We start from the raw sequence: 18,517 nt of genomic DNA on the forward strand, positions 1-18,517 counted from the left end.
CAGTGAGACCACCGGCGCCCGGTGTCCCTGCCGTTTGCTCAGGCCGTCTCTCCCATCGAAACACCTGAGGCACTCACACGTGTGCGGCGCATGCGCCCTGCTGTACCTAGGTTTGTCAGTGCTACCCTTGCGGTAGCGCGTTGGCATAGGTGAGGAATGACCGGATGGCATCGAATGCCCCCTTGGGTGAGTTCCTGCGATCCCGACGGCTGGCAAGCGATCCGAGTCTGGCGCCCCTGCCGACCAAGGGTGTGCGCAGGGTACCGGGCCTGCGGCGTGAGGAGATCGCCCAACTCGCAGGTGTCAGCCCGGATTACTACGCCCGTTTGGAGCAGGGCCGTCAGGCTACCCCGTCGGACACCGTCCTGGCGTCCCTCGCGGTGGCGCTCAACCTGGACGCGGCGGAACGGGTCCACCTGTTCAACCTCGCCCACTTCCCGGTGACCGGCCGCGGCGGTCCGGCGGCCCGGTCGGCGCGACCGGGCCTGATACACCTCATGGAGGCGGTCGGTGACAGTCCCGCCGTGCTGCACGGCCGGGGCACGGACGTCCTCGCCCTCAACGAGGCCGCGCGCGCGGTGATAGCGGACTTCTACGCGAAACCCGCCGGGGAGCGCAACGTCGCCCGCTGGTTCTTCCTCGACGAGAGTTCACGCCGGTTCGACGACTGGGACGCCGTCGCCGGGGACGTCATAGGGCTGCTGCGGCTCGACGTGGGCCGGTACCCCGACGACCCGCGGCTGCGGGCGCTGGTCGACGACATGAGAACGAGGAGTCCGCTCTTCGCGGCGTTCTGGGAGGAGCAACGGGTCGCGGTCGACGTCCCGGTGCGCAAGGTGATCAGGCATCCCACGGCGGGGGCGCTCACGTTCGACGTGGTGGGAGTGTCGCCGCCGTCGGAGGCGGATCAGACCCTCTTCGTCTTCACGATGAAGTCCGGTTCCTCCACGGAGAAGGCGGTCGCCCGGCTGATGACCGAGTGGAGGTCCGGCGGGGCCCTCACGTGACGATCGTGCGGGCGGCGGGGACGGCCGCCCGCTGACCGTCAGATGACGGATGTGTCGGGTATTGCCTTCCAGCGACGATGGAATCGCGTCGCGCGGCGCCAGTTGCCCGTCCCGTCCCGTCCGGAGTTGAGCCTGATGACATTCCACAGCAACGGGCGGGGGCACGCCGATCGTCCGGCCGGGTCCGTGCGGCCCCTCCCGAGGCGTCGGCCCAGGACCGTCAGTGTCGGCCCGCCCCCGCCACCGCTCACGCTGGTCGGGGGACGCGCCCCCGGCCGGACCCCGATCGCACTGAGCGGCGTCGCCCGATCACCCATGCCGTCCGGCGTGCGAGGCGCGCTCGTGACGACGGTGGACAACACCCCGAACCGCACGTTCCAGGTCGCCTGGTCGTCCCATGCGGCGCCGTCCCGCATCCCACCGGGTCGTATCCGGCTGTCCTGGTCGTCGGCGGGCGAGGACCTCATGGACGTCGAGGCCCGCCTGGGCCTGCCGGGCGCCGAGGTCCTGCTGGCGCGATGGCCCGGGCTGCGCGGAGACTGGTCGGACATCGTGCGTCCCACGGTCGCCGAGGTGATGGAACTGCACTCCGCCCTCAGACTGGCGACCGTGGTTCTGAACCGCCTGACTCACTGATCGCCGCAGGGCGAGTCGATGTCCGTGTCCGGCTCACACGTCGCTCGGTGAGCCCACGGGCAGTGAACCTTTCGGGACCCGCGACACGTTGCCATGGTGTGGGCTCCTGCTGGTGCGTGGTGCGACAGCAGGGCGAAGGACGGCCACCCAACCATCCCCCGGCGCGGGTGGCCGACCGCGAACGTCGGCACCCCGGGTTCTGCGTCCGGGGTGCCGACGGTCACGCGCCATGTGGACGCCGAGGACTGGTTGCGTTTCCGAACATGTTGCCCCTAGCGTCCCTGCCATGGAAGTTGGCAATCCAAACTCACATGTGAACGGCCGGGCAACCTCCTGGATCGTCTCGGCCGGTGTCTTCGTCGTGAACCTGGACCTGTTCATCGTCAACGTGGCGGTGCCCGCCATCGGCACCGATCTGGGCGACGTCCCCCTCACCTCGCTGTCCTGGGTGCTCAACGCGTACGCGATCGTCTTCGCCGCCCTGCTCGTGGTGGCGGGCCGGCTCGCCGACCGGTACGGACACCGCCGTACGTTCCTGCTGGGGCTGACCCTGTTCAGCGTGGCCTCCGTACTGTGCGCCGTCGCGCCCTCCGTCGGATGGCTGATCGCGGCCCGCGCCCTCCAGGCGGCCGGCGCCGCGGCTCTGCTGCCGACCTCGCTCGCGCTGCTCCTCGTCGTCACTCCGGCGGAACGCCGCCCCGGCGCCATCCGCTGGTGGGCGGCCATCGGCGGCGTCGCGGCGGGTCTGGGCCCGGTCGTCGGAGGACTGCTGGTGGAAGCAGACTGGCGCTGGACCTTCCTCGTCAACGTGCCCGTGGGCGTGGCCGGTCTGCTGACCGGGGTACGGCTGCTGCCCGCCGACAGTCCGGACCGCGACGGCCCGCTGCCGGACCTGACCGGTGCCGTGCTGCTCACCCTGACGATCGGCTCACTGGCTCTCGGCCTCGTCGAGGCCGACGACTGGGGCTGGGCCTCGCCCGGCGTCGTCGGATCCCTGGCCGCGGCCGTCGTGCTGGGCGTGGGCTTCTGGTGGCGTTCGGCCCGCCATCCGGTGCCGATCGTCGAGATACCCATGCTGCGCGTGCGGACGTTCGGCGTAGCCACGCTGTCCGCACTGCTCTTCACGGTCGCCTTCGCCGCGGTGCTGCTCAGCTCGGTCCTGTGGTGCCAGCAGGTCTGGGGCTACTCGGCGATCCGCACCGGCCTGGCCATCGCTCCCGGTCCGCTCGTGGTCCCGGTCGTCACCATCCTGTCGGGGCCGGTCGTCCGCAGGTTCGGCCCCGGCGTGACGTCCATGACCGGGTGCCTGCTGATCGCCGCCGGTCTCGGCTGGTGGGCCGCCGCGCTGGGCACCGAACCGCACTACCTCACACAGTTCTTCCCCGGCATGCTCATCACGGGGGTCGGCGTCGGCTTCGCCCTGCCCACGCTGATCGGCGCGGCCGCGACCGCCCTCCCGGCGGCACGGTTCGCCACCGGATCGGCCGTGACCACGATGGCCCGTCAGACCGGTTCCGTGCTCGGCGTGGCCCTCACGGCCACGCTGCTGGGCACGCCCCGCACCGCGCACGCAGCGCTGACGGCCTTCCACCACGGCTGGACCGCGGCAGGGGTCGCGGCCGTGGTAGCCGCCGCCGCGGCGCTCGGCATGCGCGTTCCCGCCCGGCAGCCCAGCACGCCCGCCGGACTCGCCACCGACGGTCAGCCGGCTTCGCTGCCGTGAACCTTTCCCGCACGTTGATACGTGTCCGGTACAGGTAGCTCGTCGAAACCGCCGGGCCCGCCGACCCCGCCCCGGGGCCGTGTCGGTGAGCGGTGGCACAGCACAGGGGAAGGTGGCCATGAAACGCCCCTCCAAGGACATCCCGGCCGCCGGCTTTCGACAGCCCGCGACGGAATGCGAACGCTCCGCGAAGGGCGATGGGTTCGGGCGGGGGAGACCGATGACCACCACCTTCGCGGAGGCGATCGGCCGTACGCTCGCGGGGGACGGAGTCGCACATGCCTTCGGAGTGGTGGCCAACGGCAACGTCCTCGCCGTCGCCGGGCTCACGTCGCACGGTGTGCGCTACCTGTCCGCCCGCCACGAAGGCGGAGCCGTCACCATGGCGGACGCGTACTACCGGACCACGGGCGAGGTCGCGGTCTGCACCACCGGCAGTGGGCCCGCCCTGACCAACACGGCGACCGGCCTGACCGACGCGGTCAAGCACCGCAGTGGCGTACTGCTGCTCTGCGGGGACACACCTGTGGCCGGACCGCGCAGGATCGACATCGACCAGACCGCGTTCCTGGCCGCCCTCGACGTGCCCGTGATCCGGCTGACCGACCCGGCCACCGTGCGCGGCGACACCCTCAGGGCGCTGCGGCTGGCGCGCACCGAACAGCGGCCGGTGGCACTGTGCCTGCCACCGGACCTCATCACCGCCGAGGTCACCGAGCCCGAGCCCGGGTCCTGGCCCGAGGCGCGCCCCGAGGCATCGCGCGGTCGGTCCGCGCCGGCCGTCGCGGAGGGTGTGCTGGAACTCCTGGCCGGCGCCCGCAGACCACTGGTCCTCGGCGGGCTGGGAGCCTGGCGGGCGGGAGCGGCCAAGGCCGTCACCGAACTGGGCGAGCGGCTCGGGGCGCTCTGCGCGACGAGTGCCATGGCAGCGGGACTCTTCACCGGCAACCCCTGGTCGCTGGGCGTGTGCGGCGGATTCGCCTCGCCGCGCGCCGCCGCCCTGATCGGGGAGGCCGACCTGGTCCTCGCCTTCGGGGCGAGCCTGGACCGGTGGACCCTGGCCGACGGAGGACTCCTCGCACCCGGCGCGGTGCTGGTGCAGGTGGACACCCGGACGACACCGACCAGCGACCGGGTCGACCTCCTGATCAGCGGTGACGCCGCCGAGATGGCCTCGGCACTCCTCGACGGCGTCGAGGCGCGCGGCCTTGTGGGGTCCGGCTGGCGTGCCGACGTCGCCGACCGGCTCGCCAACCCGGGATGGGACCAGGAGCCCTTCGAGGACGCCGGCACCGGTGACCGGATCGACCCCCGCACGCTCACCCTCACCCTGGCCGGGCTGCTGCCCGCCGAACGCACCCTGGTCACCGACGGGGGCCACTTCGTCGGCTGGCCCGCCATGTACTGGACGGTCCCCGACCCGGCGGCCTACGTGTTCACCGGTGCCGCCTTCCAGAGCATCGGCCTCGGCTTCGCCGGCGCCGTCGGCGCGGCCGTGGGCCGCACCGACCGGACCACCGTCGTGGCGCTCGGCGACGGCGGAGCGCTGATGGGCCTGTCCGAACTCGAGACCCTCGTGCGCTCCGGGCACTCGACGCTGGTGGTGGTCTACGACGACGGCGGCTACGGCATGGAGGTCGTCCTCTACGGCGAACTGGGCGCCGACCGGGACACCATGGTCTTCGGCGACACCGACTTCGCGGCCACGGCCCGCGGGCTCGGCGCCCACGGTGCCACCGTGCGCTCCGTGGAGGACCTCGCGGTCGTCCGCGACTGGCAGGCAGCGGGAGCCGAGGGAGTCCTCCTCCTCGACTGCAAGGTCGTCCCCGGTGTGGTGGCCGACTGCCTTGCCGGCCTGACCTCGGTCATCAGCGGCAGGACGACGGGCGCCTCGTAGTTCCGGTGCCTCATGAGGTCCGTGCGCAACGGCGCCCGACGTGGCCGAAGACCGCCGCGGCCACCGACACCGCGGCGACGGTGTACGCCGTGACGCTCAACGCGTGTCCGGAAGCCGCCGCCGGGGCGGGAAGTACGACCTGACTCAGGAACAGCGTGCCGATCGCGGATACGCCCAGTACCTGGCCGAGCTGGATGACGGTGTTCATCACACCGCTGGCGTCGGCGGCGTCGGCGGGGGCGACGCGGCTGAGGGCCAGGCCGAACAGCGGTCCGTACGCGACCCCGGAGCTGACCCCGACCACGCCCAGGGCCGTCTCGGCCGCCACGCCGACCTGTGCGCCGTCGCGCTGCACGAACCCGAGCCAGACATAGCCGGCCGCGGACACCAGCAGCCCGGTCAGCGGCAGGGAGGGCTGCATCCGGGCCGGCAGCCGCCGCCAGTACAGGCCGCCGAGGCCGAAGCCGACGACCAGGGGCAGGAAGAGCAGTCCGGCGTGCTCGGGGCTGTAGCCCAGGGCGCCCTGAAGGTGGAGCGCGGCGGTGAACAGGCTGCCCGAGAAGGCGACCAGGACCAGGCATATGGAGAGGGCCGCAGGTGCCAGTGCCGGGGAGCGCAGGACACGTGTCTCGATCAGCGGATCGCCGCCCGCGGCCGTCACCCGGCGCTCGCACACGACGAACGCGGCGAACGCGACCACCGACGCGGCCAGCATGATCCACGTCCAGGAGGGCCAGCCGGTCTCGTGACCCAGCACGAGCGGCATGACGAACAGGCCGAGCGCCGCGGCGAGCAGCAGCAGACCGGGCACGTCCGGCTTCCGGCCGCGTGTCCCTTCGATGCCGGGCAGCAGGCTCCGCCCCGCCAGCAGCACCGCGCCGACGGGCACGTTGACGAGGAAGACCGCGCGCCAGCCGATGCCGAAGAGGTCGGCGCCCACCAGCACACCGCCGAGGATCTGTCCCACCACGGCGCCCGCGGCGAGCACGGCGGTGTAGACGCCGAGCGCCCTGACCCGGGAGGGGCCCGTGAGCGAGTGCTGGATGAGGGACATGACCTGCGGCACCAGCAGCGCCGCCCCCGCCCCCTGGAGCAGCCGGAAGCCGGTCAGCCATCCCGCGCCGGGGGCCAGTCCGCAGGCGAGCGACGCCACGGTGAACACGGCCGTGCCGAGCATGAACAGCCGGCTGTAGCCGTACCGGCTGCCCAGCCGGGCACTGGTGATCAGCAGCACGGCGTAGACGACGGTGTAGCCGGCGACGATCACCTGCAGTGCCGGTCCCGACGCGTGCAGGTCGCTCTGGATGGTCCGTGCGGCTACGTTCACGATGGAGACGTCGAGGGTGGCCATGAACTGACCGGTCAGGATCAGGGCGAGCAGCCACTTGGTGCCCGCCCCGGTCCGCCCCGCTTCCGCGGCCGTGGCGGGAGCGTCCCCCCGGCCGCCGGAGCCCGCGGACACGCGGGGAGCGGCGTTCGTCATGGTGTCGCTTCCTTTCGGGGGCGTGCCCCCACGCGCGGTGCGGGTGGGGGCACGGGGGAGTGGTGCGGGGAGGTCAGCCCTGGCGCGAGGACAGGCCGAACTCCTTCGCCACGAGAGCGTACGAACGCTCGCGCGCCTCGTAGTCGTGGATCATCGTGGTCAGCATCAACTCATCGGCGTCCGTGCGCTTGTGGAGGTCGTTCAGGCCGGTGCGGACCGTTTCCGGCGTTCCGTGGACGACTGCGCCCAGCCATCCGTCGACGAACTCCCGCTCGTCCGGCGTGTACGGGTACTTCTCCGCGGTGCCGGCGGCCGGTACGGCGGACTGCTTGCCCTGCCGCGCGCGCATCATCATCAGCGCGCCGGGCCGGGCCAGGCGCAGGGCCTCCGCTTCGGACGGGGCGCAGGTGACGTTCACGGACACCATGACGTGCGGCGCCGACAGGGTCTCGGAGGGGCGGAAGTTGTCCCGGTACAGGTCGATCGCACGCAGCGCCTGTGCGGAGTTGATGTGGAAGGCGGCCGCGAAGGGCAGCCCCAGCCGCGCCGCGGTCTGCGCGCCGGTCGTGCCCGAGCCGAGCGTCCACACGGGAAGCTCGGGCGCCCGCGGCACCACGTGCACGTGATCGCGGTGGTAGGGGTGGTCGTCCGGGAACCCGTCCCGGCAGAAGCCCAGCACCTCTTCCACCAGGGCCCGGAAGTCCTCGCTCTGCGTGTCGTCGCCGGCGCGGCGCAGTGCCTGGGCGACGGCGGGCAGGCCGCCCGGGTTCCGGCCGACGCCGAGGTCGATGCGTCCGGGGTGGAGGGCGTTGAGCACACCGAACTGCTCGGCCACGACCAGCGGTACGTGGTTGGTCAGCATCACCCCGCCCGAACCGAGCCGGATCGTGCTGGTGGCGTTGCCGAGGTGGGCGAGCAGCACCGCGGGGGCGGGGCTGCCCGAGGCGGGGAAGCTGTGGTGTTCCGCGACCCAGAAACGCCGGTAGCCCCAGCGTTCCGCGGCCTGCGCCAGCGCGGTGGTCTGACGCAGTGCGACCGCCGGCTCGGTTCCCTCTCCCACCACGGTCAGGTCGAGCACCGACAGGGGGGCGGGGCTGCTGCCGGACGGTGTCGTGCGGTCCATGTTTCCACTCCTCGGTACTGCGGGAGACTAATCGGACCCATGAGTCCGCTTACTGGAGAGAATAAACGGACCCGATGGTCCGGTCAAATGGGAGGCCGGTTGCCCGGGCCGTACCGGCCGGAGGGTGTTTGCCGCCGAAAGTAAACGGACCGTATAGTCCGATTAAAGCCGCCGTACCCGCCCAGCCCTCCGGACGGTCGGGTCTTCGCACGTCGCGGCCCCCGGCCACGTCCCGGCCGGGGCAAGCGAGTCAGGAAGGGGCGATCTCCGTGACCACCAGCCCGTCGTCGGCCGGGTCCGAGACGTCGTCCCGGCGGGCCGACGCACGCCGGAACCACGAGCGGGTCTTCGAGGCGGCGCTGGAGATCTTCCAGGAGTTCGGTCTGCAGGGCACCGTGCCCCAGATCGCCGCGCGCGCCGGGGTCGGCAAGGCGACGATCTACCGCAGCTACCCCTCGAAGGACGATCTCGTGGAGGCGGTCGTGCAGCATCGCCTGGCGGTACTGCGCCGCGGGCTCGCCTCCGCCGTGACCGGCGTCGAGACCCAGGACGCCTTCGGCACGTACGCCCTTCGCCTCTTCGAGCACCTCGCCCACGACCGGTTGCTGTCCGAGGCGCTGGCCGGGTCCCGATCCGCGGACGCGTCCGGCCTGTTGGAGTGGCTCGCGGAGCTGCTGGAAGAGGCCAAGGCCGCCGCACTGGTCCGCCCCGACGCCACCGTGCTGGACCTGCGCGTGGTCCTGTGCGGCGTCGTCCTCCAACTGGCGAACATCGCCGAGCGGGACTCCGCCCTGTGGCGCCGGTACGCCGGGCTGACCCTTCAGGCCTTGCGTCCCTGACCTCCGCCCCCTTCTCCGGCCGCTGCCCGCAAGGGTGAACGCACCGACAGACCTGTCGTCATGTGACGTATGCCCCGGCGTCGAGCCGTCCGCACACTGGACGTACAAGAGCAGTTGGCACGCATTGGCCGACGGTCGCCTCCACCACAGAACAAGGATCACCAGGCCGTCAACCCACCTGGAAAGGCACGCTCATGGTCACCGAAAGCTCCTGGCTCGTAGGTTTCGAGTTCCATACGGCAAGCGGTCGGGTCATGCACCACTTCTACGTCGTCTTCGGCACCGCCGATCCCGCGCAGGCCCGCGACATCGCGCTCGCGAGGGCCGACACACCCGGTGAACGCGCCGCGCGCGGCGGGCTCCACGCCGACGGCGAGCATGCCGACACGCGCCGGCTCGTCTCCGACCCCCTGGGTGTCCGGTACCTGGCCGCTCCGTGCCGACCGTGATCGTCACCGACCCGATGGGCCGGCTCCGGCTCACGGTCCCGGCGCAACAGCAACCGCCGTGCACACAGGTCGTGTTCGGAGCGCGTATCTCACTCCGAGGTGGCACAGGACCCGAGCCGTCGGCGGAGGCTCTCCAGCAGCGCGGTGCCGTCGGGTGTGCCCAGGCCGGTGTTCGCGTCCCACCCGGGAGACGAGGCGTACGCCCCGTTGTTGCCCGCGACGACATCGCGGAACCCGACGGTCACCTTGTCGGTGGTCGGGCCCTCGTACAGCAGGGGAGCCAGGAGGCCGAGCGGGCGGCCGAGACCCTCGGCAAGCCTGCACACCAGTGCCGCCCACAGGGGAGTGGCGGCGCTGGTACCGCCGATGAAGCCGGACTGGCCGTTGAAGAGGATCTGGTAGCCCGTGGCGGGATCGGCGTTGGCCGCCACGTCCGGCACACCCCGCCCCGGGGCGTCCGAGCCCGTCCGGTTGGGCACACCGGCGGAAACCTGCCAGTCGGGCAGGCCGAAGGCGCTGCTCACCCCGCCGCCCGTCGCACCGTCCGCTCCCGTGTTCCACACCGTCTCGGACTCGATCGTGCCGCTGGTGGGATCGCCGACCAGGGTCGTTCCGCCGCAGGCGAGGACATGCGGGCTGGACGCCGGGAAGTTCACATGGGAACCGCCGTCGTACACGCCGTCGCTGCTGCCCTCGTTGCCGATGGCGGCGCACACGGTGATGCCCAGGGCCGCCGCCTCGGCGAACAGGTCGTCCATGGCGGTGAGCACCTGGGGGGTGGACTGCGCCTCCGGGGCGCCCCAGCTCAGGCTGATGGCGGTCGGTGTCGGGGTGGCGTGGACGGCCGCCTGGAGTGCGTCGATCGCCCCCTGGTCGGAGTTGGGCGCGAAGTACACGACCAGGTCGGCACCCGGAGCGAGCGCACCGGCCACCTGCACGTCCAAGACCACCTCCAGGTCGCCGGGGCCTCCCGGCTCGTTCTTCACTCCGCCGACGCTCACCGTCCGGATGGCGGGGACCGGAAGGCCGAGACCGGTGAAGTAGGCCTCCATGTCCTCCATCCGGAAGCCGCCGCCCGTGACGACGATGGCCAGTGTCCGGCCCGATCCGTCGGTTTTGGCCGGGAAGCGGTACAGAGCGCCCAGCTCCGGCGGTGTGTAGAGGATCCGCTGCTGCCCCGGGAAGGTCCGGAACTCCGGGCGCAGTCGCGGACGCGTGTCGAGGCCCACCACCGAGACCACGACGTCCACCAGCTCCGGTGGGACGACCGGCTCGCCCTCCCACGTCCGGTACGTGCCGGTCTGCTCGGTGAAGGCGTCTACGGCCGAGGTCTGTCCGGCCCGGCCGCCGAACACCCGCATCACCTCGGACGCGGGCGCGGCCACGTCGACCCGCCGTGCCGCGGCGTCGATGCCGACCACCTCGAACCCGTCGTACTCCCGCACCACGTCACACACGTGGGCGAGGTCCTCGGCCGTGGCGCCGTAGCCGGTGACCAACTCCCGCTGTGAGATCGTGTTCGGCCCTTCCACCAGGTCCGCCGGCAGCCGCCGGCTCCGGCGCACCAGCAACGTCAGCTCCGTACGGGCCGACGTGTCCGGTTCTTCCTGCGCGGGGACGGGGACCGAGTGTGCCATATTCGTGCCTTTCGTCGGCTGAGGCGGCGGACGTGAGGTGTTCGGCGCCGCTGCTCTGACCACGTGCGGCGGCGGCAGAAGGTTCGCTGCCGCCGTCGCCGACATGACCGGCCGGCGCCCGGGTCGCTGACCCCGACCGGCGGGGCCACGGTGCTCGGCGGGGCGGCCGTCGCCGCCCTGCCCGCGTCCCGGCCGCCCTGCCCGCGTCCCGCCGTCCTGCCCGCCTCCCGGGCGCCCCGCCGGCGCCCGGCGGACACGGTCGCCGCGGTGCTCTGCGGGACCCGTCACGTACGGCGGCCCTGGCCCCACGCTCGCCGTGCCCGCCAGGAACGGCGGCCGGGTCCGGGAGCCCGGACCCGTCTCCTTCATCGGCTCAGTCATTTGACGTATCCCCCTCCACGCTCGCGCGGGCAGAGTGGAAAGAGGCGGGCATGGCTCTGCGGGGCATCCTTCTCGCGGCGGCCGTAGCCTCAGCCGACCAGCAGCTCGAGAGGGACACCGGATGCACGACGCCCCACACGGCCACCCGGACATGCACTGGCCATCCGGTTTCACGCCGCAGACCGCGCACACCTTCTGCCAGGCGCGGGCCGTCATCAACTCGTCGCCGGACCGGGTCTTCGCGCTGCTCACCGACATGGCACGCTGGCCGGAGTGGGTCCCAGGCATCACCGAGGTCCGGCTGGGGCCCCATGCGAGCGCGTTCGAGGTGGAGCTCCACGATCACCGCTTCGAGGTGATCATCGGTGAGCGGGTCGAGCCCCGACGGCTCGGCTGGTCGGGGATCGGCGCCGGTGTGCAGCTCTACCAGGCCTGGCTGCTCACGGAGGTCGGGGACAAGACCGACGTCGTGACCGAGGCCGTCGTGCGCGGCCCCGCCGCCAAGAGCATCGGCGCCCTGTCCCCCACCTGGGCGGAGCGCCTGAACGCCCGGTGGCTCGCCCAGCTCAAGAGACTCGCCGAGACGGCGCCGGAAGCCACGGCCCGCTGATCGCCGTCGTCTCTGATCGCCGTAGCCTCTGATCACCGTCGGCCGCCGCCGCCGGAAGCGGCCGGTTCCGGGCGCCACGTTCCCCCGGCCGCTCGCCGCACACGCGACGTGATGACATCGCCGGTGCCTTGCGATCCGGAACCGCCGGCCGTCCTGAGCGGCTTGGCCGACATGCGTGAACTCGTCGTGGACGCCGGCGGCTGCGTGGGAGGTGACCCGACCGGCGCCGGCGCGCTCATGGCCCGCAGCCGGTTTGGGTGAGCCGCGTCCGGGACGGCCTCGTGCCGGTCGGCCCGGACGACGCAGTGGCCGACCCTTCGCAGCCGCGCCGGCCACGCGTCCTGTCGTGCGCGGTCGCGGCCTTCTCCTGCCCCGAGCCCCCGTGCCGGACGGCACGCCCCGCAGGCCACCGAGCGGCGCATGCCGCTCGGTCGCCGGCGCCGGCTGCGGAAGACGTGGTTCGTTCCTCCCCGTCAAGTGACGTATGCGTCCGGTTCCTTCGCGGAGAAGAGTGAGGGGCGTCGAGTCCGCACCACGGAAGGAAGTACTCGTCATGGACGCTTATCGACCCGATGCTCAGGCCCGGCAGGACTCGCCCTCGGATCCGCCCTCGCTGTTCCTGGGTATCCACCGGGTGCTGGACGGGTTCGTCCGGCACCCCATGAGCGCGGAGTTCCGGTTCGACCCGGACTTCCCTCTGATCGTGACTCTGAAGCTCATGGTCGAGCAAGGATCGAGTGTGACCTGGCGCATCAGTCGCGAGCTGCTTCACAAGGGGCTGCACTCGGTGAGCGGCAGTGGTGATGTACGGGTGTGGCCCGCCCGTTCCGGCGACCGGGTCACGGCGTGGCTGCTGCTCGACGCGCGGGACATGAGCGCCCTGTTCGAGCTGCCCGTCTCTCCGCTGGAGAGCTGGCTCGAGGACACCTACCGGATCACGCCGCCCGAGTCGGAGATGGACGCACTGGACTGGGACGCCTTCATCGCGGAGGTGCTCGACGCCCCTGGGCCGTCGACGGACTCGCACCTTTGAGGGGCGGGGGATCCCGGCTCCGTCACTGATCCCCGCCACGGGCGGCAGTACCCATGGAGAAGACGGAGTCGCCGTCGTGATCCGGCGGGAGATCAGAAGTCGTAGTCGTCGATGTTGGCGGCGTCGAACACCGTCGGTTCACCCAGGGTGACGACACCGTCCGTGGCCACTTCGAACCAGCCCATGTCACCGGCAAGGAACATCTGGCCCTCTCTGCCCGTGATCTGCCCGGAGGCGAGTGCGATGGCCGCGCGCCCGGCCGGCTCCCCCAGCTTGGCCGGGTCCCAGAGCAGGAACGCGTCGACCGTGCCGTCCTTGTCGCCGTCCGCCGACGCATCGCTCGAGGTGCCGCAGGCGACGGCGAGCAGACCGAGGCAGGAGACCGAGGCGAGCATCAGGGACGTGGAGCGTGAGGGGATCTTGCGCATGTGCTTCCTTCGCAGAGTTGCCACGAGGCTGCCGCGAGCGGCTCGTTGACGCGACTCCTCGGCCCCTGACAGACGTCGGTGAGGCCCGGACGAAGGAGGTGGTCTCGGCCTGCATCGGCACACGGCCGGGATCGCGCGCCTGTTCTACGGTGTGTCCGTGGGCCGAGGGCGCTCCGTGGAGCTCCTGCGCAGGTGTACCAGCAGGCCGATGAACCCGGCGAAGAACCCGCTGGCCAGCCCCGTGACCGCATGGTTCACCGTGTTGGCCACCTCGTCCGAGGGCAGCCCGACGAGGGTGCCGTTGAAGAAGGCACTCATCGCGGCACCCATCACACCCCCGAAGAAGCCGCCGGTCGCGGCTATGCGTACACGTGTGGAACGCGTGTCGCCTTGTTCTGATGATGCACGTCTGCCCACGAATGAGATCCTCTCGAACGACCTGCCGCGAACAGAGCGCAGGCGGCGATGCGGCACACAATGTGTCATTGCTCCCGGCGATGTCAAACCTGCGCTGTGGAGGCGAAGTTGGAGACCACGATGGGGCGATGCAGGTGCACACGTGCCGGACGTGTGCCGTCGACGACCTCACCTGAAGTCACGAGACATCGACTACCCTTATCGCGCCAACGCCCGGAACGGCCGACCGCACGATTATGTCGAAGAAGTACGTGTCTCCTGGGCGCGGACGCATCGTGACCTCGCGGCCGGGGTCCAGTCCGGGAGCGCGCGAGAACCGACGGTCGCCTTCGCGCCTGCCGCTCACCCAGGTGACATCCACCTCTATTCGGCCGACGTTGCGCACCGTCACGGCCTTTGTCCTGGGACAGGAGCCTGGCCGGCCCGACGTGCAATGGGTCCTCACGTCACCGAAGGCGGTGGTGCCACACGAGAGTTCGTAGCGTGGATCCTGCAGCGAACGACATGTCTCACCCGCTCCGATGACGAGAGGAACGTCCCGGTGACCGTCACCCTCGGGATGGTCCGCCGCGACGGTCCAGAGAAGAGCGACAGCGGGAATGGCGGCTGCCGCACATCCGATCGCCGCCTTCTTGATCGCTCGCATCCTGCTGGTCTCCTCCTGCAAGTCCACAATGAAGAAGCGGTCGCATCACTGTAGGTGCTGTGCTCCGAGCCATGCACACGTGTCGGATCTCATGACACATCTGTGTCGCTGTGCAGGGAGTATGGAGGTGTTTCGAGTGGAACTTTTCGGACAGGGAGATGCCCATGACTGCTACGCGGCACGACGCGGCACGGCGGGGTGGGAACGGAGGGCTGCGGCGCGTGGTGAGCGCCACGGTGCTGGCCGCGTGCGCGGTGGGACTGACCGCGTGTGGTGCCGGTGGTGGTGAGGGCGACAGCGCGTCCGGCACCTCCACGGGCACGTCGGCGGCCACTCCGTCAGCGGCCGCCCCGGCACCTGCGGCATCCAGTGCCACGGGCGGTCCCGGCAGCGCCTCGGCCCCGCCGTCCGGCTCCTCGGCGGGACAGGCAGGCCGGAGCGACAGTCCGCGTCCGGACCCGGCGGGGTCCGGCTCGGGCGGGCGGTGCGAGGCCGGGGACCTGTCCCTGACCTTCGTGTCCAACGGCCAGGAGATGAACAGCGAGTACTTCGATCTCCGGCTCAGGAACACGGGGTCCGGACCGTGCACGCTCCTCGGCTACCCCGGTGTGTCGCTCGCGGACGCGCAGGGTCGTCGGGTCGGGGAGCCCGCGTCCCGCAGCAGCGACGGAGGCACCGCCGGCCACGCGGTGACCCTGCGGCCCGGGCACAGCGCCCACGCCGTGATGAAGACCGGGGGCGAGGAGGTCAGCGGAGGCGACTGCCGGCCGGCCCCCGCGTCGATGACGGTCTACCCGCCGGGATCGAAGGAGTCCGTGACGACGCAGAACCTGGACGGGCTGCGGGTGTGCGGAGACGTGTTCGCGGTGGGTCCGGTGACGGAGGCGGCGCCACTGGCGGGCGGCTGAGGGGACGGCCCTCTGGCGCCGGCTCCCGACGCCAAGCGTCACCGCCTTGACAGGTGACCAATTGAGCGTAGGGTTGTCGCATTGCCCTGATAGGTGTGTCTTTGTCTGTTGCGTCGGGTGGGCGGAAGGTGTGGGTGTCATGAGCAAAGGCAATGCGGTGAGCCGGGCAGCGGCGATCGTGGCGGGCGGCGCCCTGTTGCTGGCCGGCGTCGCGCTGCTGGTCCTGCCCGGCCCGGGCCTGCTGCTCGTGCTCGCCGGCCTCCTGGTCCTCTCGCGCCCGTTTCCCTCCCTGACCCGATACGTCGACCCCGTGCAGCGGCGGGCCCTGCGCGCGGCCGCGGACAGTGTTTCGTCGCCGCTTCGGATCGCCGCCTCCGTCCTGACCGGAGCGGCGCTCATGACAGCTGGCCTGGTGTGGGGGTTCGAGCCCCGGCTGCCCTTCGGCGGCTGGGCCACGGGGGCCGGCCTGATCCTTTCCAGTCTGATCCTTCTCGCGCTGTTGGCGTGGAGCTATCGCGGGTCCCGGCCCTCCGGGACGGGCGGAGGCGACGGCGGGGCGCCCCGTCGGGCGTGAGGTACCGCCCGATGCCGACGTGTGCGGGCTCCCGTCCCGCACGCCCGCAGGCGGGACGCGCGGGATCCCGCAACCGGGGCACACGGGAAAGGCGGCCGGGCCCTCCACAGCCCGACCGCCCCTTTCCGTCCCGAAGAGTCAGCTCCCCACCGCGAGACCGGCGGACCGGTTCGAACACACTCGGCGGCGCGGGGAGCCCCCCACCTTCGGATACTGGATAAACGAGCACGACCCGCCGAAAGGTTCACGGCCGGCTGGAGGCGACCATCGCCCTCGAACGGCTCTTCACCCGCTACCCCGAACTCGAACCGGTCCTGCCCGATCGGCAGCTCCCGCGCAACCGCGGCTTCGTCGGCAACAGCGTGCGATCCCTGCCGGTGCGCCTGCACCCGTGAGCGTCCGGCGGATCCCGGAGAGTTGAAACATGTTTTAGAGGGGGAGGGGAGCCGTCCACTGCCGACCTGCGTAACCTTCACGTATGACGGATACCGACACATCACTGGATGCCGTGGATGTCGCAGCGCGCGCTTGGATGGCAGCGCTCGCCATGTTCGGGACGGCTCAGCCCGACGGTTTCTACCGAGCGGGTGCCAACGGCACTTCGGAGCTTGTCACCGGTGCCCCCATGCCGCTCCTGAACGGAGTCATCAGTACCGCACGCGCCACGGACGCCGACGAGTTGGCGGCCTTCGCCGCTTCTTTGAAGCTGGCGCCCGTCGCGTGGAGTGTGCAGGTGCGGGGCGAGCAGGTCGAGGACCGGATCGTCGCCATGGCGGGTGACCATGGGCTTCAGCAGCGGATGGTGCTGCCCTTCATGCTGAAGGAACTCGATGCCGGCGATCTCCGGAGGTCCGAGGCCGACGGGGTGGAGGTCCGCAGAGTTCTGGGCGACGAGGGTGATCTCTACCGGACGGTGATGGCCGCCGGGTATGAGGGGCCGGAAGAGATCTTCTCCGTCTTCACGGCTCCCGCCGTGATGGACCACGTCTCGATGCGGGCATACCTCGCCGAAGTGGAAGGCGTGCCGGTGGCGACTTCCTTCGGTGTCCTGGTGGACGACCTGGTCGGTGTGTTCAACATCGCGGTCCCACCGCAGCACCGTCGGCGCGGCTACGGCAGAGCGGCGACAGCGGCCGTGTTGCGGGACGCGTACGAGCTGGGAGCACGGACAGCCTTCCTGCACGCCAGCCCACTTGGCGTTCCGCTGTACGAGGCCATGGGATTCCGGCTCACCGAGAACTGGACGCTCTTCACCGCATGAAGCCGTCCGGCGCCGCTCAGGACGGAACAGGGATACGTATCAGGATCGTGGTGCCACCGCCGGGTGGGGATTCGATGGCCAGCGTGCCGTCGAACGCGGCCACCCGGTTGGCCAGACCGGTCATCCCATTGCCGGCCGGGGCGTCGCCGACCCCGCCGACGCCGTCGTCGGCGATCCTTATCCGCAGCACGTCGGCGAAGTCGAGGAGTATGTCGATGCGGGAGGCGTGGGCGTGCTTGACCGCGTTCGTCACGGCCTCGGCCACGACGAAGTACGCGTTGGACTCGACGGTGGAGGAAATCCTCCGCTCTTTCCTGCTCTCCACGACGGCGGGCACCGGACACCGGGACGCCAGGTCCCGCACCGCCGGCACCAGCCCCTTCACCGTCAGCACGAGCGGATAGATGCCGGAGGCGAGTTCCCGCAGTTCGTTGATCGCCGTCTGCGCGTTGTCGATCGACTGGTCCAGCAGGTCGGCCACGGACGTCTCCGTCCCGGGCAGCAGTTCCCGCGCCAGCCGAAGCCCGATCATCAGGCTCACCAGGCGCTGCTGCGCTCCGTCGTGCAGGTCGCGGGCCGTGCGCCGATGGACCGCCTCGACGCTCTCCATGATCCGTCTGCGGTTGTCCTGCACCGAGGCGGCCATGGTGTTGAAGGAGGCCCCCAGCGCCGCGATCTCCGCCACCTCGCTGGGCGGAACCCGCACTCCGAGGCCACCCCCGGCGAGCTGCCGCGCCGCCGCCACCACCCTGCGCACCGGCCGCACCACCGCACGGTGCTGGAGCACGGTGAACACGGCCACGAGCGCCGTCGACGCCGCGAGCCCCACGCACGCGGCAAGCACCGCCCTCCGCCCGTTGGTCCTCGCGGCGTCCTCCCGAGCCGCGAGCTGGGCGCGTTCGGCCACCATGTACTGATGGAACTGGGCGCGCAACGTGTCGACGCGCTGCTTTCCCTCAGTCGTCTTCGCCAGAGTGGACGCGGCCGGGTCATGGTGCCGGACCGCCTCGACCAGAGGAACGGAGTAGTCGTCCAGGAAGGACGCGATGCCCCGCGTGATCTGCTCGGCGGTGCGGCGTCCTTCCGACGAGGTGGTGGACTCGGTGAACCGACTCGCCTTCGCGGGGAGTTGCTCACGCGCCGACTTCCACGGCTGGAGGAACGCCTCCCGCTCGGTGATCACGAATCCGCGCTGCCCCGTCTCGAGGTCCAGGAGCAGTCGTTCCATCCCTTCGGCCTCGACGAGGGCGGACCGCGAGGCGCGCCGCGCCGACGTGGAGCTGTTCGCGTCGGCGATCGCCCACAGCAGGACGGCGAAGGCGATGCCTATCAGCAGGGCGAGCAGGCCACTGGCCGCGATCGTGAGGCTCGTCAGCCGCAGCCGCAGCCGCAGCCGCAGCCCTCTGCGCTCCCGTCGTGCACTCATGCTCCGCCTAGCGATGGAAAGAATCGAGACACCTTGCTT

17 protein-coding genes and 2 pseudogenes are annotated in these 18,517 nt (G+C 71.2%); 12 read left to right on the forward strand and 7 right to left on the reverse strand.

The genetic code is table 11. The features are described from left to right. The first annotated feature begins 164 nt into the window (after positions 1 to 164). From ACGH7X_RS40665 to ACGH7X_RS40680, 4 genes are all read left to right on the forward strand, one after another. On the forward strand, positions 165 to 1,007 hold the full coding sequence (locus ACGH7X_RS40665; protein ID WP_399896078.1) for a helix-turn-helix transcriptional regulator: 843 nt from the start codon (positions 165 to 167) through the stop codon (positions 1,005 to 1,007). A 342-nt stretch (positions 1,008 to 1,349) separates the two neighbouring features. Next, entirely contained in the window at positions 1,350 to 1,643 is a 294-nt protein-coding gene (locus ACGH7X_RS40670) for a hypothetical protein (protein WP_399896081.1), read from the forward strand. Positions 1,644 to 1,956: 313 nt separating this feature from the next. After that, positions 1,957 to 3,366: an MFS transporter gene (locus tag ACGH7X_RS40675; RefSeq protein ID WP_399896084.1), complete on the forward strand. Its 1,410-nt coding sequence runs from the start codon at positions 1,957 to 1,959 to the stop codon at positions 3,364 to 3,366. A 220-nt stretch (positions 3,367 to 3,586) separates the two neighbouring features. Beyond that, positions 3,587 to 5,263, forward strand: a complete 1,677-nt coding sequence (locus ACGH7X_RS40680; protein ID WP_399896087.1) for a thiamine pyrophosphate-binding protein — start codon at positions 3,587 to 3,589, stop codon at positions 5,261 to 5,263. 10 nt (positions 5,264 to 5,273) lie between these two features. On the opposite strand, the gene ACGH7X_RS40685 is transcribed toward ACGH7X_RS40680, so the two are convergent. Then, positions 5,274 to 6,746, reverse strand: coding sequence for an MFS transporter (locus ACGH7X_RS40685; protein ID WP_399896090.1), 1,473 nt, complete (start codon positions 6,744 to 6,746; stop codon positions 5,274 to 5,276). Positions 6,747 to 6,819: 73 nt separating this feature from the next. Beyond that, positions 6,820 to 7,869: an LLM class flavin-dependent oxidoreductase gene (locus tag ACGH7X_RS40690; protein ID WP_399896093.1), complete on the reverse strand. Its 1,050-nt coding sequence runs from the start codon at positions 7,867 to 7,869 to the stop codon at positions 6,820 to 6,822. A 269-nt stretch (positions 7,870 to 8,138) separates the two neighbouring features. Between ACGH7X_RS40690 and ACGH7X_RS40695 the strand changes: the two genes are divergently transcribed. Together ACGH7X_RS40695 and ACGH7X_RS40700 are read left to right on the forward strand one after the other, a co-directional pair. Continuing rightward, positions 8,139 to 8,708: a TetR/AcrR family transcriptional regulator gene (locus tag ACGH7X_RS40695; protein WP_399896096.1), complete on the forward strand. Its 570-nt coding sequence runs from the start codon at positions 8,139 to 8,141 to the stop codon at positions 8,706 to 8,708. A gap of 194 nt (positions 8,709 to 8,902) precedes the next feature. Continuing rightward, complete coding sequence (locus ACGH7X_RS40700; protein WP_399896099.1) at positions 8,903 to 9,157, forward strand: hypothetical protein; 255 nt, start codon at positions 8,903 to 8,905, stop codon at positions 9,155 to 9,157. 89 nt (positions 9,158 to 9,246) lie between these two features. On the opposite strand, the gene ACGH7X_RS40705 is transcribed toward ACGH7X_RS40700, so the two are convergent. After that, positions 9,247 to 10,794, reverse strand: coding sequence for a S8 family serine peptidase (locus ACGH7X_RS40705; protein WP_399896102.1), 1,548 nt, complete (start codon positions 10,792 to 10,794; stop codon positions 9,247 to 9,249). A 502-nt stretch (positions 10,795 to 11,296) separates the two neighbouring features. Here ACGH7X_RS40705 and ACGH7X_RS40710 point away from each other — a divergent pair. Together ACGH7X_RS40710 and ACGH7X_RS40715 are read left to right on the forward strand one after the other, a co-directional pair. Then, positions 11,297 to 11,785: an SRPBCC family protein gene (locus tag ACGH7X_RS40710; protein ID WP_399896105.1), complete on the forward strand. Its 489-nt coding sequence runs from the start codon at positions 11,297 to 11,299 to the stop codon at positions 11,783 to 11,785. 553 nt (positions 11,786 to 12,338) lie between these two features. Then, positions 12,339 to 12,818: an SsgA family sporulation/cell division regulator gene (locus ACGH7X_RS40715; RefSeq protein WP_399896108.1), complete on the forward strand. Its 480-nt coding sequence runs from the start codon at positions 12,339 to 12,341 to the stop codon at positions 12,816 to 12,818. Between the two features lie 92 nt (positions 12,819 to 12,910). Here the strand turns inward: ACGH7X_RS40715 and ACGH7X_RS40720 are convergent. From ACGH7X_RS40720 to ACGH7X_RS40730, 3 genes and pseudogenes are all read right to left on the reverse strand, one after another. After that, positions 12,911 to 13,135 (reverse strand): annotated as a pseudogene (locus ACGH7X_RS40720) (rhamnose ABC transporter substrate-binding protein); the annotation flags it as partial. A gap of 255 nt (positions 13,136 to 13,390) precedes the next feature. Beyond that, the gene (locus ACGH7X_RS40725) at positions 13,391 to 13,564 is read right to left on the reverse strand and encodes a hypothetical protein (protein WP_399896111.1); all 174 of its coding nucleotides are present in this window, start codon (positions 13,562 to 13,564) and stop codon (positions 13,391 to 13,393) included. Between the two features lie 277 nt (positions 13,565 to 13,841). After that, positions 13,842 to 14,330: a hypothetical protein gene (locus tag ACGH7X_RS40730; protein ID WP_399896114.1), complete on the reverse strand. Its 489-nt coding sequence runs from the start codon at positions 14,328 to 14,330 to the stop codon at positions 13,842 to 13,844. 143 nt (positions 14,331 to 14,473) lie between these two features. Here ACGH7X_RS40730 and ACGH7X_RS40735 point away from each other — a divergent pair, with 143 nt between their 5' ends. The 4 genes and pseudogenes from ACGH7X_RS40735 (at position 14,474) to ACGH7X_RS40750 (ending at position 17,052) form a co-directional block, all read left to right on the forward strand. Then, positions 14,474 to 15,217 carry a DUF4232 domain-containing protein gene (locus tag ACGH7X_RS40735; protein WP_399896117.1) on the forward strand — a complete coding sequence of 248 codons (744 nt, stop codon included), beginning with the start codon at positions 14,474 to 14,476 and terminating at the stop codon, positions 15,215 to 15,217. A 139-nt stretch (positions 15,218 to 15,356) separates the two neighbouring features. Continuing rightward, positions 15,357 to 15,791, forward strand: a complete 435-nt coding sequence (locus ACGH7X_RS40740; RefSeq protein ID WP_399896120.1) for a PGPGW domain-containing protein — start codon at positions 15,357 to 15,359, stop codon at positions 15,789 to 15,791. Positions 15,792 to 16,042: 251 nt separating this feature from the next. Further along, positions 16,043 to 16,186: pseudogene (locus tag ACGH7X_RS40745) on the forward strand (cytochrome P450); the annotation flags it as partial. 230 nt (positions 16,187 to 16,416) lie between these two features. Then, the gene (locus ACGH7X_RS40750; protein WP_399896122.1) at positions 16,417 to 17,052 is read left to right on the forward strand and encodes a GNAT family N-acetyltransferase; all 636 of its coding nucleotides are present in this window, start codon (positions 16,417 to 16,419) and stop codon (positions 17,050 to 17,052) included. A gap of 16 nt (positions 17,053 to 17,068) precedes the next feature. Here ACGH7X_RS40750 and ACGH7X_RS40755 read toward each other — a convergent pair whose 3' ends face one another. Further along, entirely contained in the window at positions 17,069 to 18,478 is a 1,410-nt protein-coding gene (locus ACGH7X_RS40755) for a CHASE3 domain-containing protein (protein WP_399896125.1), read from the reverse strand. Between the last annotated feature and the right edge of the window lie 39 nt (positions 18,479 to 18,517).

This window comes from Streptomyces sp. BBFR51 (assembly GCF_044591655.1).
Taxonomy (GTDB): domain Bacteria; phylum Actinomycetota; class Actinomycetes; order Streptomycetales; family Streptomycetaceae; genus Streptomyces.

What these genes read in the sequence shown, in the direction of transcription:
- ACGH7X_RS40665 (WP_399896078.1), top strand. Translation starts at nt 165, where the DNA reads ATGGCATCGAATGCCCCCTTGGGTGAGTTCCTGCGATCCCGACGGCTG.
- ACGH7X_RS40680 (WP_399896087.1), top strand. Translation starts at nt 3,587, where the DNA reads ATGACCACCACCTTCGCGGAGGCGATCGGCCGTACGCTCGCGGGGGAC.
- ACGH7X_RS40685 (WP_399896090.1), bottom strand. Translation starts at nt 6,746, where the DNA reads ATGACGAACGCCGCTCCCCGCGTGTCCGCGGGCTCCGGCGGCCGGGGG.
- ACGH7X_RS40690 (WP_399896093.1), bottom strand. Translation starts at nt 7,869, where the DNA reads ATGGACCGCACGACACCGTCCGGCAGCAGCCCCGCCCCCCTGTCGGTG.
- ACGH7X_RS40700 (WP_399896099.1), top strand. Translation starts at nt 8,903, where the DNA reads ATGGTCACCGAAAGCTCCTGGCTCGTAGGTTTCGAGTTCCATACGGCA.
- ACGH7X_RS40705 (WP_399896102.1), bottom strand. Translation starts at nt 10,794, where the DNA reads ATGGCACACTCGGTCCCCGTCCCCGCGCAGGAAGAACCGGACACGTCG.
- ACGH7X_RS40710 (WP_399896105.1), top strand. Translation starts at nt 11,297, where the DNA reads ATGCACGACGCCCCACACGGCCACCCGGACATGCACTGGCCATCCGGT.
- ACGH7X_RS40715 (WP_399896108.1), top strand. Translation starts at nt 12,339, where the DNA reads ATGGACGCTTATCGACCCGATGCTCAGGCCCGGCAGGACTCGCCCTCG.
- ACGH7X_RS40725 (WP_399896111.1), bottom strand. Translation starts at nt 13,564, where the DNA reads ATGAGTGCCTTCTTCAACGGCACCCTCGTCGGGCTGCCCTCGGACGAG.
- ACGH7X_RS40735 (WP_399896117.1), top strand. Translation starts at nt 14,474, where the DNA reads ATGACTGCTACGCGGCACGACGCGGCACGGCGGGGTGGGAACGGAGGG.
- ACGH7X_RS40740 (WP_399896120.1), top strand. Translation starts at nt 15,357, where the DNA reads ATGAGCAAAGGCAATGCGGTGAGCCGGGCAGCGGCGATCGTGGCGGGC.
- ACGH7X_RS40750 (WP_399896122.1), top strand. Translation starts at nt 16,417, where the DNA reads ATGCCGCTCCTGAACGGAGTCATCAGTACCGCACGCGCCACGGACGCC.
- ACGH7X_RS40755 (WP_399896125.1), bottom strand. Translation starts at nt 18,478, where the DNA reads ATGAGTGCACGACGGGAGCGCAGAGGGCTGCGGCTGCGGCTGCGGCTG.